The following is a 14,336-nucleotide window of genomic DNA, read 5'->3' on the forward strand; positions in this document are numbered from 1 at the left end:
CAAGGCCTCACATCGGGATGCGTGCGTAGCTTGCTTGAACTGCGCGCTCAGCCCTGTCCGGCGAGCCAGCGTTCGCTTTTGCGTCGAGCCTGTTCCAGATTATTCACGTAGGCCAACTGTCGCTGTTCCCGATGGATGCCCGCGCGCCTGAGTTTCAGGCGTACCCGTGGAGCGGTTCCGACCAGAATCAGGCCGATGCCGTCGGTGCGGTAATCCCTGAGGATATTGTCGAAGGCCGCCAACGCCGTCATGTCCAGCATGGGCACGGCACTCATCTCGACAATCACCACTTTGACCTCCGGGCTGAATTTGCGCAGTACACCCAGGGCTTTTTCCGCAGCACCGAAAAACAGCGGTCCGCGTATCGCATAACAACGAACATGCTCCGGCATATCCTGTAAGGCTTGATGGAACTCGCGAGGCAGTTCGGCGGTGTCCGTGAGGTCGCTCATGCGTTTGATGAACAACCCGGCGGCCAGCAGCAGGCCAACGGCGACGGCCAGCACCATGTCGAACAGCACTGTCAGGCTCAGGCAGGTCAGCAAGACCAGCACATCGCTGCGCGGTGCGATGCGCAAGGTGTGTACGACGTGCCGGGCTTCGCTCATGTTCCACGCCACCATCACCAGCAATGCCGCCAGCGCCGCCATCGGCAAGTAGCTGAACAGGGGCGCGAGGGCGAGTATCGCCAGCAACACCACCGCACTGTGGATAATCGCCGCCAATGGCGAAAACGCTCCGCTGCGCACGTTGGTGGCGCTGCGGGCGATTGCCGCGGTGGCGGTAATGCCGCCGAACAGCGGTGCGACCAGATTGCCCAGGCCTTGACCCAGAAGTTCGGCGTTAGGGTCGTGTTTGCTGCCCGTCATGCCGTCGGCCACCACCGCGCACAACAATGATTCGATGGCGCCGAGCATGGCGATGGCAAAGGCTGGCGCCATTAATTGGCGGATCAGGTCGTAAGACAGGTGCAGCGGCTGGCCGTAGGGCCCCGGCAGATTCCACGGCCAGTCGAAGCTCGGCAGAAACGGCGGTATGCCGGGATGGCTGACGCCATCGACGATATAGCTGAAGCGCTCCCCCAGCGTCGCAACCGGTAACCCGCCGCTTTCCAGTGCCACCCCTAGCAATGCGCCGACGGCCAGCGCCACCAGATGCCCCGGAATCCTCGGCACAAAGCGCGGCCAGACGATCAGGACTGCCAGGCACATAACACCGATGATCCCGTCCCCCAGGCGGGCGCTGGGTAACGCCTGGAGCAGCGCACCTAGTTGCTCGATGTAATGTTCGGCATGCCCGGTGGTACTCAGGCCCAGCAAATCCTTTAATTGAAGGGTAGCGATGACAATGCCGATCCCCGCGGTAAAGCCCAAGGTCACTGGGTAAGGGATGTACTGAATCAGCCGTCCGGCCCGAATCAGCCCCAAGGCAATCAGGATTACCCCGGCAAGCATGGTGCAAAGCAGCAGGCCACCCAGACCATATTGTTGGGTGATCGGCAGCAGGATCACCACGAATGCGGCTGTCGGCCCGCTGACATTGAAGCGCGAGCCTCCCGTCAGGGCGATCAGGGGCGCGGCGATCAGCACCGTATACAGACCTTGCTGGGGCGCTACCCCCACCGCAATCGCCAGGGCCATTGCCAGAGGGATGGCGATAATCCCGACCGTCACCCCGGCGCTGATATCGCCGCGCAAATGTCTGAGGCTACAACCTGCGCGCCAAGTCTGACGCCAGGCGGCGAATAACGGGGGCATGGAGAATGACATGGGTACTCCACAACAGAGGGTGCACTGTCGAAATGGGGCTGAAAGCTCTTTCAGTATGCCCAGCCTTGTCTTCCAGAGTATTGACCTGGATCGGTTATTCGCCGGGTAGATCCTCATGCTAGAGTGCTCGGCCCCGCCCCCGGAGCCTGTCATGAGCCTTTTGATCCGCAGCTGCGCCGCCCTGTTGCTGACCCTCAGCCTGCCCCTGGCCGCAGCCCCGTCGCCGATGCACGCACAGTTTTTGCCCCCGGACGACCTGACCCTGCGCGACGCCGAGCCCGAGCAGCAGCAACTGTTGCAGGTCACCGAGTATTCGGTGGTGATCGGCAGCCAGCGCCAGTCCAACCAACAGCCGATCCCGGTCACATCGCCATTGCTGATCCGCCTCAAGGGCAAATCCTTGAACAAGGGCGCGACCATCAGCCAGGTGCTGGTCAACTTCGATGGCGAAAGCAAAAGCCTGAAGAAGCCGATCTACGACGAAAAAAGCAAAACCCTGACGCTCTTCTACCCAATGGCCCAATATCGGGTGGTGATCGATTTGTTGCGCAATGACACGGTGTATTGCCAGTTCCTCAGCTACGCCAACGGCCATATCTGGGCCGATCTGCACACTGGCAGCGTTCGTCCGCGTTGAGCCTTACGCCCGGGCAGGGGTAAACTGCCCGCCCCGTGAAATGTCTGCGAGCTGGAGTCGGCAATGCGTAAAGATAAGAAGCAAGTGATTGGTGACGAGATCGGCGATGCGCAGATCAAACTGTTCCTCGATTTCGAGCCGGTCGACGCCACTTCACCGTCGCTGCACAAACTGATCAAGGCTTACCGTGGCCTGCGCATCGATGACTTCGAGCGTTTTCTGACGTTCTTTGTTGAAGTCGGCCATGACCTGAATGGCAAGGATGAGCACGGCAATGACTTCGTCGCCCTGATCAAGGATCAGCGTAACGCGGCCGAGTACATCGAGTTGATCGACAAGGCTCGCGGTTAACGTCAACACACCGGCATTTGTGGCGAGGGAGCTTGCTCCCGCTGGGCTGCGGAGCGGCCCCAAAATTCTGCGAACGGCGCAGATTTTGTGAGCGCTGCGCACTCAAGCGGGAGCAAGCTCCCTCGCCACAAAGCTTGTTTCATCGCACATAAAAAAACGCCCCGCCTTCAATGAGGACGGGGCGTTTTTTATGCGGCCGAATCAAGCGTAGCTTTCGGTCTCGTTACTGGCTTCAACCAGTTCCAGCGCGACGTTGTTGTGCGCATTGATCTTGCGATACAGCGCAGCGTCGGTTTCCAGGACTTTTTCCCGAGCCGGGAAGATTTCCGCCAGCTTGGCAGCCCATTCACCGGAGGCTTTGTTCGGGAAGCATTTTTCGATCAGCTCAAGCATGATCGAAACAGTCACCGAAGCGCCTGGGGACGCGCCGAGGAGGGCCGCAAGCGAACCGTCCTTGGCTGCGACCAGTTCGGTACCGAACTGCAGAACGCCGCCTTTCTTCGGGTCTTTCTTGATGATCTGCACCCGTTGACCGGCCACTTCCAGGCGCCAGTCTTCGGCTTTCGCTTCAGGGTAGAAACGACGCAGGGATTCCAGGCGCTGTTCCATCGACTGCATCACTTCGCTGACCAGGTACTTGGTCAGGTCCATGTTGTTTTTGGCCACGGCCAGCATCGGGCCGATGTTGCCGGCGCGGACTGACATCGGCAGGTCCATGAACGAGCCATGCTTGAGGAACTTGGTGGTGAAACCGGCGTAAGGCCCGAACAGCAGGGACTTCTTGCCATCGACCACTCGGGTGTCCAGGTGCGGCACGGACATCGGTGGCGAACCGACGGCGGCCTGGCTGTAGACCTTGGCCTGGTGGTGCTTGACCACTTCCGGGTTGTCGCAACGCAGCCATTGGCCGCTGATCGGGAAGCCGCCGAAGCCTTTGCTTTCTTCGATGCCCGAGGCTTGCAACAGCGGCAGTGCCGCACCGCCAGCGCCGAGGAACACGAACTTGGCGTCGACTTCACGGCTGTTGCCGGTATTGACGTCCTTGATGCTGACGGTCCAGCCGCCGTTGTTACGCTTCAGGCCGGTGACGCGCTTGCAGTACTTGACCTGGGCATCGGGTGCGCTGGTCAGGTGCGTGAGCAATTGATTGGTCAGGGCGCCGAAGTTGACGTCGGTACCGTTCATCACGCGGGTGGCGGCGAGGACTTCGTCAGGCGCGCGGCCCGGCATCATCAACGGCATCCACTCGGCCATTTTGGTCTTGTCTTCGGTGTATTCCATGTCCGAGAAGGCGTGGTGTTTGCTCAGCGTCTTGAAACGTTCCTTGAGGAAGGAGACGCCGTCGTCGCCCTGCACGAAGCTCAGGTGCGGCACCGGGCTGATGAACGACTTGCACGAGCCGAATGTGCCTTTCTTGGTCAGGTAGGACCAGAACTGCTTCGACACCTCGAACTGGGTGTTGATATGCACGGCTTTCTTGATGTCGACGGTGCCGTCGGCGGCCTGCGGCGTGTAGTTCAGCTCACACAGCCCGGCGTGACCGGTACCGGCGTTGTTCCACGGATTGGAACTCTCCGCAGCACCGGAATCCATCAGCTCGACGACTTCCAGCTTGATCGCGGGGTCGAGCTCTTTGAGCAGTACAGCAAGGGTGGCACTCATGATGCCGGCCCCAACCAGTACTACGTCGACTGCTTCGTTATGCGCCATTTAACGCGTCTCCAAAATCTGCAGCACCAAATTGTCGGCATAGCTGCCAGGAGTGACGGGGCGTGTCAGTGATGCCCCAGGTACCCATGGCCAGGATCGCCATGTCCGAATCTTCGCAATTTTTCGCAACTTCGACGGATGCATGCGGCCTGGCTTCAAGAGTCACATGAACTCATTTCGGCACGCGGCTGGCAATTCGACTTATGGTCGAGACATCCGTTTGTGCAACCAAATCCGTAGCGGACAGGCTTCAGGCTCCGGTGTTCGAGGAATACTCGGTCCTGTGTCGTTGGGCTGTTGTAGACGCTAATGGTGCATGTTCAGACGCAAAACTATTCATTTGCTCGCCACACTCTTGTGAAGTTGTGAAAACCCGTTTTTTTCACGCTCTTTTGAAGACGTGAACCTCAAAAAAGGGCTGTCCCAGCCTGGCACCGTGCCCGGATGGATTGCCGCCATGGGATACATGACAGGCAAAACGGGCAAACAGCTCAGTAACCGAGCGTAATGACAGCTCTGCAGATTCGCGAAAAGTGGTGTTTTTGCTTAGGGAACAGCAAGCGCGCCAGCTTCACTCGATCTGTGTGGGCGGCTCTCTGTGGGCGGTGCGGGGGTGTCAATACCGAGGCATTGACGATGCTGCGAGGCCCGATCAGGAGACGTCCTTATAATCGGGGGGAGATTGTATCTAAGAAACGCAGGGAAATGGTCGTGTTTAATGACTTTTATTAGGCGTCCGGTCAGGTGGTCAACAGTTGTTGTGCCCGCGCACGTGGCTGGCGCTGGCTGACACGGGCGCTGGCGGGCAGGGGATGGTGCAGCCAGTTGAGGCGGATTTCTTCGATTTCGACCCAGCCATCGCCCATGGGCTGCAGGCTGCACTGTTTGAATGCCTGGCAGCGGCCATCGCGGTCGAGCAAGGCAAAACAGCGATGCAGTGGACGTGGCGCGAACATTGAGATGAGAAAACGCATGGCAAAGTACCTTGTGGGGTGACTGCTGTGAAGGTTGCCAGTGAGCCATGACGTGCATGTGTAAGGTCGGTGACAGATGTGTGACAGGAACCGCGCTGCGCCGTGTTTGTCAGAGATTTCAGTAATCGTTGTGCGAAGCTAGTTCGCCGCAGTGGCGCACCGCTATACTGCAGGCCTGTTTGTGCCTGATTCTGGAGAGAAGAGCATGTTGCAACGCCTGTTGTTCGGTTTGATCACTGTGACCAGTTTGACCCTCGTCGGCTGCGCCCACAGCCCGCAACAACTGAACCCGGAACCCAAGCTGACAGCTCAGCTGGCGCCGGTCGGCCGTGGCCAGCCGGTGGTGGTGCGTGTGGTGGATGGTCGTCCATCGCCCACCTTGGGAACTCGTGGTGGCCTGTATCCGGAGACCAGTGCAATCACCGTGCAGGGCGCGCAGATTCTGCCGAAGTTGCAGGCTCAGGCTGAAGCGGCCGTGCGCTTGCTGGGCTTTACCCCGACTGCCAATGCGCTGAATGCACCGCAATTGACCGTAACCCTGGCCGAGCTGAAGTATCAGTCGCCCAAGGAAGGCCTGTATGTGACTGAAGCAACGATTGGCGCGACGTTCCGTTCGGATGTGCAGAATGCCAACCGTCGTTACAGCGGTCGCTACGGTGCGTCGCTCGATCAGCGTTTTGGCATGGCGCCGAATCAGGAAACCAATACCAAGCTGGTCAGTGATGTGTTGAGTGATGCGTTGACCCGCTTGTTCAAGGATCCGACGATTGGTCAGGTGCTTGCCGAGTAACGGTTTGCGGCTTGTTTAAAGAACCCGGTGTCAGTGATGGCGCCGGGTTTTTTTGTGTCCTTTGTGTCCTTTGTGTCCTTTGCGGTCTTGGTTGCGATGGCGGCCTTTGGGCCGACCATGTTTTGGTTGGGGTGTGTACATATCCGTTGCTGCGGTAACGGCGGCTAATGGTTTCGCCCTTACGGCGAGGCACTTTTGGCAAACGCCCCAAAAGTACCCAAAAGGTCTCGCCCCAAGCGTCCGGCCCCTCGCTGAGGCTCGGCGTTCCTTCGCTCCGGTATCCATCTGGGGGCATCGCCCTACGGTCTGCTTCGTTACGACCTACATGCGATGGGTTCGACTGCGTCGAACGGCGCTGCGCGCCAATCCCCAGATGAACACCGGAACGAGGCCTCCCGAAGGGGCGGGCAGATCAAGATCAAAAGCCAGATCAAAAGCTGCAGGCGAGCTAACGCTCGGCCTGTTGAGTGGTGAGGGGCGGGTGTACGCCGCTGGCTTTTTGTAGGAGCGAGGCTTGCCCGCGAAGGCGGCCTGACAGCCGACCAATTCCTTGCAGATATACACGATTCAATTGTGGGAGCGAGCCTGCTCGCGATGGCGGCGTGTCAGGCGACATCAATGTTGAATATCAGGCCGTCTTCGCGGGCAAGCCTCGCTCCTACAGGGGGATCAGCTGTGCGGCGCAGGTTTTGGTATGGCGACGTTATCCAGCATCCGATTCACCGCCAGTTCTGCCAGCATGACGATCTGTTGAATCGCCATCGCCGTGTGCCGGTGCGGCCCTTCCAGATACCCCGCAAAATCACCCGCCATTACACTGGCCTGGGCCAACGATTCACAGGTGTGGGCCAACAGGTCTTCGTCTTTGATATCCGGCGCGACCATATACATCGTGCTCGGCTTGCGGGCCACGGGTGATTTGAGGGCGGATGGGTTGAGGTAGTGATCGAGGGCGCGGTTAGCGGCATCGTGGAGTTTTTTTGAATCGAGGGATTCGTAGGGGGAAACGTTGTCGGTTTCTGGAGGATTGGGTGTGGCTTTGAACATGGTGACGCTCCGAATGAAAGGTTTAGCTGCCACGATCGCTGCGACGCGATTGAAGGAGGCAGCTGTACGCGGGGTCGCAGACCGAGCCATTCGGAAACCCGGCATACCCGAAGGTATCCCGCGCACAGCCACCATTAAACCAAACGACTAGCACCGAAGCGCTCCGGTTTGGGCCGGCGATTATGCACCAAATGAGCTGAACTGAACGGACTGCGACGCCCGGTCGCTGATGTGCAGCGACCCCCAAAGCCTATCCACCCCATTTCCGAGCGACAACCTTCAAAACCTGTCGGAATCTTCCGTTTCAATCACCGCGTTTGTAGGACGCTCAAGCCACCTCCGAATAAAAATCCAGAACACTCACCCCCGTCAGCAAATCCGTTTCCGGCAAATCCGCATGTTGATGCCCTCCCAGCGCGCAATACACCAGCCAATGCCGGTCCTGAACGTTGAAGGCGAGGCTGCCGACTAAGGTTTGTTGTTCGTCGCTTTGGGCAATGAGGTAGAGGCGGTCCTGGTTTTCGGCGTGGAGCATGACGGAGTCCGTGTCGGTTTCGAGGGGCGACAGACTGGCGGATTCAGATGACGGTGCCATGACACAGGACAGTAATCGGCTAAATGGTTTCGTTATTTGTCGGAAAGCCGGGGCAGGTTGGGGCAGTTTCGGTAGAATCCGCGCCGTGGTCGTCGGTCCGGCGTCTGCTACACCGGTTTGCCTGAGGTTTGTGATGTCGCTGCAATTGATTTCGCTTCTTACTGCTCATCCCGCCAAATTGATCAATTTGCTGGCCTTGCTGTTCGCCTTCCCGGGCAGCTGGTTGCTGCACGCCACCCGTCGCCGCGAACAGCGCGCCCTGGCCAGTATCGAGGCGCAGCGCCAAAGTCGTCCCAACGAAGAGCCAACACTGGATTGGGCGACCCTGCGCATGAACCGTTTCTTCTACCGCTTCGGTTTCGCCTGCCTTGGGATGGCGTTGCTGGTGTCGTGGATCAGTACTCGCGTCTGAAGTTCTGACACAAGACCCTGTGGCGAGGGAGCTTGCTGTGGCGAGGGGGCTTGCCCCCGTTGGAGTGCGCAGCACTCCCATCCCCGTACATGAACCTGAAATGGGGCCGCTTCGCAGCCCAACGGGGGCAAGCCCCCTCGCCACAGGGCGCCGTTGTCATTTCCAGCCATTGCCTTACAGCGGCAACCCGGCCTTGACCCGATACTGATTGCGCACCGGCGTCGCATATTGCAACACCAGAAACGGACGATGCTCCTCAGGGCAAGCCTCCAGCCGGCGCTGCCATTCTTCCTGGGCCTTGGCCAGTTCGTCAGCCGCAAACACCTCGGACGCTTTCGGCACCGGCAATTGCGGGTCGGCGTCTTTCCACTGTGCATAGGCCAGGTAGTGCACCGGGAACAACCGGTAACCGCCAAGAATCTGCTTGTCCATTTCGATCGCCAATTGCTTGGTATCTTCGAACAATTCGGTGATCGGCGCGGCGAAGTTCACGTGGACCCGGCCTTTGTAACCGGTGATGCCTTTGGCGATGCTCACGTCATCCTCGCCCGGCACCTTGGTGTAGCTGCCGGTGGTGGCGCGGATGTACAGCTCGCGCGCCTTGGCCTGGTCGCACGGGTCGTATTCGTAGCTGATCGACACCGGGGTGAGGTTCAGCGAGCGGATGACTTCGCCGAACGGCTCGTCCTTGCGGCTCATGTGGAACATCTTGAGGATCGCCGACTCGGTGCGGTCGTCGCCGTCCTTGGCCCGGCCTTCAGCCTGGGCGATCCAGATCGAGGCGCAGTCGTTGCGGATCGAGTGGTTGATGTACGCCGACAACAGCTGATACGCCGCCATTTTTTCCCGGCGACCGGTGATCGAACGGTGCACGATGAAGCTCTTGTTCAGGCGCATCAAATCGCTGACAAAAGGCTTTTGCAGCAAGTTGTCGCCAATGGCAATGCGCGGGGTCGGCAGGCCGGCGTGGTACACGGCGTAGTTGACGAAGGCCGGGTCCATCACGATGTCGCGGTGGTTGGCGATGAACAGGTAGGCGCTGCCGGACTTGAATTGCTCCACGCCGGTGTACGTCACACCGTCTGTGGCACGCTCGATGGTGTGGTCGACGTAAAACTCGACTTTGTCCTGCAAGGTGGCCACCGAGTTGACGTCGGCGAACTCACGGCGCAGCCGATGCGCTATAAGAGGTTTGAGCATCCAGCCGAAGGCACCGGCATAGCGCGGGAAGCGGAAGTGGATGAGGATATCTAGAAACGCCTTGTCGCCGAGCAGCCGGTTCAGCACTGCCGGGACTTCGCTGTCGTCGTAAGGTCGGATGGCATCGAATTCGCCCATCATGCTCTCTTGTTAGAAACGGCTAGGGTAAGTAAAGGTTTTGATCGAAAACCAACGGGGCACGGTCTGAAAAGTTAGCCAGACGAAAATAGCCCTGCAAATAGACCGGCGATTATACGCACAAGTCACTTGGGAGACCGCGATGCTGGAAACAGAGCGCTATGAATGCCCATATTGCGGTGAAGAATCCGAGGCGGTTCTGGATTTGTCCGGTGGCGATCAGACCTATATCGAAGATTGTCCTGTGTGTTGCCGTCCCATTACTTTTGTCTTGCAGACTGACGGTCATGAATGGTTGCTCGAAGTTCACAGCGAAAATGAGTGAGGGTCTATGCAGCGCATCTACGAACCGGAAAACCTGATGGAAGGCGAACTGCTTCAAGGCATGCTCGCCAGCGAGGGTATCGAGGCGCATCTGGTGGGCCGGGATTTGATCGGCGGCACCGGGGAGTTGCCGATGTTCGGCCTGCTGGGCTTATCGGTCGATAACGATCAGGCCGAATACGCCCGCGAGCTGATCACCGCGTACAATGCCGCGCTGCCGCTGTCCGGCGATGAGCCGGAGAGTTTTCCCGGCACGCTGGTCTGTTAGGCTGACGTTCGTTTGATCAAGAGTCGTATTGCCCCATGTGTGGACGTTATGCCCTGTTTCGCTGGAACCCCGCCTTCGCGGCCCTGCCCGGATTCCCCGCCGATCAGCAGGCCCAGTGGAATATTTCCCCCAACGATTCGGTGTTGATGCTGCGTGCCGGCGCAGACGGGCAGCGCGAGTTGGCCCGAGCCCGCTGGGGACTGACGCCGCCGTGGCTGACCGACCTGTCCCGCACCCCGGCCCATGCCCGTGCCGAAACCGTTGCCGAACAGCCGATGTTTCGCGAAGCCTTGCGCTTGCGTCGTTGCCTGCTACCGGCCAATGGTTTCTATGAATGGCGCGGCACCACCCGCAAACGTCCGTACTGGCTGACCCCGGGGGAGGGCTCGGCGCTGTTCTTCGCGGCGATCTGGGAGGCGTATCCGGTGCAGGAACAGGTGTGGTTGAGTACGGCGGTGATCACCCAACCGGCCGCGAGTCAGCGTCGACCGTTGATTCTCGATGCGGCGGGGCAGCAAGCCTGGCTCGACCCCGAAACGCCGTTGCATGCCTTGCAGGCGTTGCTGGCCAGTGAGCCCGCGGCGTTGCGCGAGCGGGTGCTGGCGAATCTGGTGAATGATCCGAAGCTCAATGGGCCGGAGTGTTTGACCCCGGGTTGAGTGCGTAATGATCGTTCCCACGCTCCGCGTGGGAATGAATCCCGTGACGCTCTGCGTCACAGTGGACGCGGAGCGTCCATGGCTGCATTCCCACGCAGAGCGTGGGAACGATCATTGAACCCTAAACCTTGAACTGATTGATCAACCGCCGCTGCTGTTCCGCCAACTTGGTCAAATCTGCACTGGCCGCGCTCGATTCATCCGCTCCGCCGGCCACTTCATTGGCCACTTGCCCGATATTGATCACGTTACGGTTGATGTCGTCCGCCACCGCGCTCTGTTCCTCGGCGGCGCTGGCGATCTGGGTGTTCATGTCGTTGATCACCGACACCGCCTGAGTAATGGTTTCCAGCGCCTCGGCCGCTTTCGCCGCGTGCTGCACACTTTCGTCGGTACGGTTCTGGCTGTCTTCCATGACCCGCACCACATCGCGGGTGCCTTGTTGCAGGTGCTGGATCATGGTCTGGATTTCTTCAGTGGCCTTCTGGGTTTTCTGCGCCAGGTTGCGCACCTCATCGGCCACCACTGCAAACCCACGACCCTGCTCACCGGCACGGGCGGCTTCGATGGCCGCGTTCAAGGCCAGCAGGTTGGTCTGCTCGGCGATGCCGCGAATGGCCGTCAGGATCGCGTTGATGTTTTCGCTGTCCTTGGCCAGGGTCTGCACCACGCCGACGGCCTTGCCGATTTCCACCGCCAAAACGCCAATTGAATTCGACGTATCCCGGACGATTTGCATGCCTTGCGCCGCTGCCTGATCCGCATGGCTGGCGGCTTGCGCGGCCTGGGTCGCATTGCGCGCGACATCCTGGGCGGTGGCGGTCATTTCATGCACGGCGGTCGCGACCTGATCGATTTCTGCCATTTGTTTGTGCACACCAATGTTGGTGCGGATGGCGATGTCGGCGGTGTGTTCCGAGGAATCACTGACGCTCTGCACCGACGTCACCACTTGCGTGATCATCGCCTGCAACTTGGCGAGGAAGGTATTGAAGCCTTTGGCGATCGAGCCCAATTCGTCGGCGCGGTCACTGGTCAGGCGACGGGTCAGGTCGCCTTCGCCCTGAGCAATGTCGTCGAGCATCGCCACCATTTGCTTGAGCGGGCGAGCAATGCCGTGGCCCACCAGCCAGATCACCAGCAAACCGATACTTGCGATCAACAGGCCGACCATGGCCATGCCAAAGGTGTCGGATTTGCGCTGTGCGTCCAGATCACCCTGAAGCTTTTGCAGGTCCGCCATCACCGCATTCAGTGGCAGCTGCATCATCAAGGTCCAGCGGGCGTCGGTCTGACCGATGCCGAAGGGCAGGTACAACTCGATCCGGCCCTGGGCCTTGTCGACGGTGTAAGTGACTTCGCCGCGCTTGAGGTTGGCCATGTTGGCAATCTGCTTGCTGTCGAGAATGTCGCTGACCTTTTCGCCGAATTTGCTCGGGTCTTTGGTGTAGGCGACGATCCGGCCGTTACTGCCGATCAGGACCATTTCACCGGCGCCGCTGTACAGTTTTTGATTCGCCCCCAGGAGCATTTCCTGGATGAAGTTCACCGACAGGTCGGCGCCGACGATGCCCTGGAATGCACCGTTGAGCATGATCGGTTCAATGAAAGAGGCGAGCATGACGATCTTGTCGCCGACCTTGTAGGGCGCCGGATCGATCACGCAGGATTTTTTGGTTTCTTTGGAGCACAGGTAGTACTCGCTGGCGCGCACGCCGGTGGACAGGGTTTTCTGGTCGTCGACGTCCACCAGTTTGTCCAGGCCCAGGCTGCCGTCTTCGTTGCGGAACCACCACGGCAGGAAGCGCCCGTTGCTGGCGTCGATGCCGACTATTGGAGTGTCTATGTAGGCCGCATCGTTGTGGTCGAGTGCGTTTTTTTCCCAGCCGATGTAGGTGCCGAGAATTTTCGGGTTGCGGGCCACGTTTTCCTTGATCAAGTTGATCAGTTGCTCACGGCTCAGGCTCAACTGTGGCTGACCATCGGCGCCCGGGGTACCGATCAACGCGTTCACCCGCACCAGGCCACCGGCGATCAGCAGCGGTGCTTCGAGTTCGCGCTGGATCTGGCTGACCTGGGTTTGCGCCAGCGAGGTCAGGCGTTGTTCGATGACTTGTTCGAACTGCGCCTGGGTCCGTTGCTGGACCATGTCTTGGGTCCGGGCGCCGGAAAACAGCGCATACAGCACCAGGGCTGCAACGACGCTGAGCACAATGGCGCCGGCCAGGGCGGCAACGGAAAACTGGATCGACTTGAATTTCATGGGTGCTCCGCACGCAAGAGGACGTCTGCGGTGCTGTATCGGCAGGAAGCTGGAAGGTCATGAACGACGCATGACGAATTGGCTGTTTTGGAGTGCTGGATGTCGCAAATGAATCACTGCTGGCCGTGAGCGGCCGTGGTGGGCACTGTTATGTGAGATTTTTCCTACGGTGATAAGGGCTTTGTCTGAAATGTACGTGCTACACGTCCGTTGTATCTGGCGCCGATACAAATCCCCACCTAGGATACGCGGCATGTTTCCAGGGAGCTTCTTGATGAATAAGACATTGGTTTTGTGTGCACTGAGCGCAGGTCTGCTGCTCGCCGGTTGTCAGTCGGTCAACACCACTAGCGGTGGGGCCGTGGGCGTTGAGCGCAAGCAATACATGTTCAGCATGTTGTCGACCTCTGAGGTCAACCAGATGTACGCCCAGTCTTATCAAAAGACCGTCGGGGAGGCGAGCAGCAAAGGCGTGCTGGACAAAACCAGTAACAATGCCAAGCGCGTCCAGGCGATCTCCAGTCGCCTGATTGCCCAGGCGCCGGTGTTCCGTCCGGATTCGGCCCAGTGGCAATGGGAAGTGAACCTGATCAAGAGCGACGAGCTGAATGCCTCCTGCGGGCCTGGCGGCAAGATCTTTTTCTACACCGGGCTGATCGACACCCTGCATCTCACCGACGACGAAATCGCCGCCATCATCGGCCATGAAATCGCTCACGCCTTGCGTGAGCACGGCCGTGAAGCGATGTCCAAGGCTTACGGTATCGAAATGGCCAAGCAGGGTGCTGGTGCGTTGTTCGGCCTGAGCGAGGGCGGCCTGGCTCTGGCGGACACCGTGGCGAAATATGGCATGACCTTGCCCAACAGTCGCGGCAATGAAAACGAGGCAGACTTGATCGGTCTCGAATTGGCTGCCCGCGCGGGGTACAACCCGAACGCGGCGATTACCCTGTGGAACAAAATGAGCAAAGCCTCGAATGGCGCGCCGCCAGAGTTCTTGAGCACTCACCCGGCGTCGGCCAGTCGGATTGCTGCCTTGCAGGCGGCGATTCCGAAGGTGATGCCGTTGTACGAGAAAGCATCGAAATCCTGATAGATATGTGTTGATGCCGCTGACGCCTTCGCGGGCAAGCCCGCTCCCACATTGGAATGCGATCAACTGTGGGAGCGGGCTTGCTCGCGAAGAACGATAACGCGGT

Annotated in this window: 15 protein-coding genes and 1 pseudogene; 8 read left to right on the top strand and 8 right to left on the bottom strand. The window is 59.4% G+C overall.

All coding sequences use genetic code 11. The features are described from left to right. Positions 1-47 precede the first annotated feature (47 nt). Positions 48-1,769 carry a C4-dicarboxylic acid transporter DauA gene (gene dauA, locus ACQKPC_RS25335; RefSeq protein WP_427627137.1) on the bottom strand — a complete coding sequence of 574 codons (1,722 nt, stop codon included), beginning with the start codon at positions 1,767-1,769 and terminating at the stop codon, positions 48-50. Positions 1,770-1,920: 151 nt separating this feature from the next. Here dauA and ACQKPC_RS25340 point away from each other — a divergent pair, with 151 nt between their 5' ends. Together ACQKPC_RS25340 and ACQKPC_RS25345 are read left to right on the top strand one after the other, a co-directional pair. Further along, positions 1,921-2,406 carry a hypothetical protein gene (locus ACQKPC_RS25340; protein ID WP_427627139.1) on the top strand — a complete coding sequence of 162 codons (486 nt, stop codon included), beginning with the start codon at positions 1,921-1,923 and terminating at the stop codon, positions 2,404-2,406. Between the two features lie 63 nt (positions 2,407-2,469). Then, positions 2,470-2,757, top strand: coding sequence for a PA4642 family protein (locus ACQKPC_RS25345; protein WP_427627141.1), 288 nt, complete (start codon positions 2,470-2,472; stop codon positions 2,755-2,757). Positions 2,758-2,958: 201 nt separating this feature from the next. On the opposite strand, the gene mqo is transcribed toward ACQKPC_RS25345, so the two are convergent. Both mqo and ACQKPC_RS25355 read right to left on the bottom strand, forming a co-directional pair. After that, on the bottom strand, positions 2,959-4,467 hold the full coding sequence (gene mqo / locus ACQKPC_RS25350; RefSeq protein WP_427627143.1) for a malate dehydrogenase (quinone): 1,509 nt from the start codon (positions 4,465-4,467) through the stop codon (positions 2,959-2,961). A 740-nt stretch (positions 4,468-5,207) separates the two neighbouring features. Next, the gene (locus ACQKPC_RS25355; protein ID WP_008012002.1) at positions 5,208-5,441 is read right to left on the bottom strand and encodes a hypothetical protein; all 234 of its coding nucleotides are present in this window, start codon (positions 5,439-5,441) and stop codon (positions 5,208-5,210) included. 205 nt (positions 5,442-5,646) lie between these two features. Between ACQKPC_RS25355 and ACQKPC_RS25360 the strand changes: the two genes are divergently transcribed. Further along, complete coding sequence (locus tag ACQKPC_RS25360) at positions 5,647-6,231, top strand: YajG family lipoprotein (RefSeq protein ID WP_007905851.1); 585 nt, start codon at positions 5,647-5,649, stop codon at positions 6,229-6,231. Between the two features lie 669 nt (positions 6,232-6,900). Here the strand turns inward: ACQKPC_RS25360 and ACQKPC_RS25365 are convergent. Further along, positions 6,901-7,278 carry a DUF6124 family protein gene (locus tag ACQKPC_RS25365; RefSeq protein ID WP_183681357.1) on the bottom strand — a complete coding sequence of 126 codons (378 nt, stop codon included), beginning with the start codon at positions 7,276-7,278 and terminating at the stop codon, positions 6,901-6,903. Positions 7,279-7,606: 328 nt separating this feature from the next. Continuing rightward, the gene (locus tag ACQKPC_RS25370; RefSeq protein ID WP_427627146.1) at positions 7,607-7,813 is read right to left on the bottom strand and encodes a hypothetical protein; all 207 of its coding nucleotides are present in this window, start codon (positions 7,811-7,813) and stop codon (positions 7,607-7,609) included. A gap of 193 nt (positions 7,814-8,006) precedes the next feature. Here ACQKPC_RS25370 and ACQKPC_RS25375 point away from each other — a divergent pair, with 193 nt between their 5' ends. Further along, the gene (locus ACQKPC_RS25375) at positions 8,007-8,285 is read left to right on the top strand and encodes a hypothetical protein (RefSeq protein ID WP_427627148.1); all 279 of its coding nucleotides are present in this window, start codon (positions 8,007-8,009) and stop codon (positions 8,283-8,285) included. Between the two features lie 174 nt (positions 8,286-8,459). On the opposite strand, the gene ACQKPC_RS25380 is transcribed toward ACQKPC_RS25375, so the two are convergent. Next, a complete protein-coding gene (locus ACQKPC_RS25380) occupies positions 8,460-9,623 on the bottom strand; it encodes a 1-acyl-sn-glycerol-3-phosphate acyltransferase (protein ID WP_427627150.1) in 1,164 nt (387 codons plus the stop codon). A gap of 142 nt (positions 9,624-9,765) precedes the next feature. Between ACQKPC_RS25380 and ACQKPC_RS25385 the strand changes: the two genes are divergently transcribed. From ACQKPC_RS25385 to ACQKPC_RS25395, 3 genes are read left to right on the top strand one after another with little or no spacing between them, the layout of a single operon-like run. Then, on the top strand, positions 9,766-9,948 hold the full coding sequence (locus tag ACQKPC_RS25385; protein WP_007905243.1) for a CPXCG motif-containing cysteine-rich protein: 183 nt from the start codon (positions 9,766-9,768) through the stop codon (positions 9,946-9,948). 6 nt (positions 9,949-9,954) lie between these two features. Beyond that, a complete protein-coding gene (locus ACQKPC_RS25390; protein WP_427627152.1) occupies positions 9,955-10,215 on the top strand; it encodes a putative signal transducing protein in 261 nt (86 codons plus the stop codon). Positions 10,216-10,250: 35 nt separating this feature from the next. After that, positions 10,251-10,874 carry an SOS response-associated peptidase gene (locus tag ACQKPC_RS25395; RefSeq protein ID WP_427627154.1) on the top strand — a complete coding sequence of 208 codons (624 nt, stop codon included), beginning with the start codon at positions 10,251-10,253 and terminating at the stop codon, positions 10,872-10,874. Between the two features lie 121 nt (positions 10,875-10,995). Here the strand turns inward: ACQKPC_RS25395 and ACQKPC_RS25400 are convergent, their stop codons facing one another. Both ACQKPC_RS25400 and ACQKPC_RS25405 read right to left on the bottom strand, forming a co-directional pair. Further along, on the bottom strand, positions 10,996-11,838 hold the full coding sequence (locus ACQKPC_RS25400) for a methyl-accepting chemotaxis protein (protein WP_390176107.1): 843 nt from the start codon (positions 11,836-11,838) through the stop codon (positions 10,996-10,998). 12 nt (positions 11,839-11,850) lie between these two features. Continuing rightward, a pseudogene (locus ACQKPC_RS25405) lies at positions 11,851-13,137 on the bottom strand (HAMP domain-containing protein); the annotation flags it as partial. A 274-nt stretch (positions 13,138-13,411) separates the two neighbouring features. Between ACQKPC_RS25405 and ACQKPC_RS25410 the strand changes: the two are divergent. Then, complete coding sequence (locus ACQKPC_RS25410) at positions 13,412-14,230, top strand: M48 family metalloprotease (RefSeq protein ID WP_427627156.1); 819 nt, start codon at positions 13,412-13,414, stop codon at positions 14,228-14,230. Positions 14,231-14,336: the final 106 nt, after the last annotated feature.

It is taken from the genome of Pseudomonas sp. NPDC089918, from assembly GCF_050280605.1.
Classification (GTDB): domain Bacteria; phylum Pseudomonadota; class Gammaproteobacteria; order Pseudomonadales; family Pseudomonadaceae; genus Aquipseudomonas.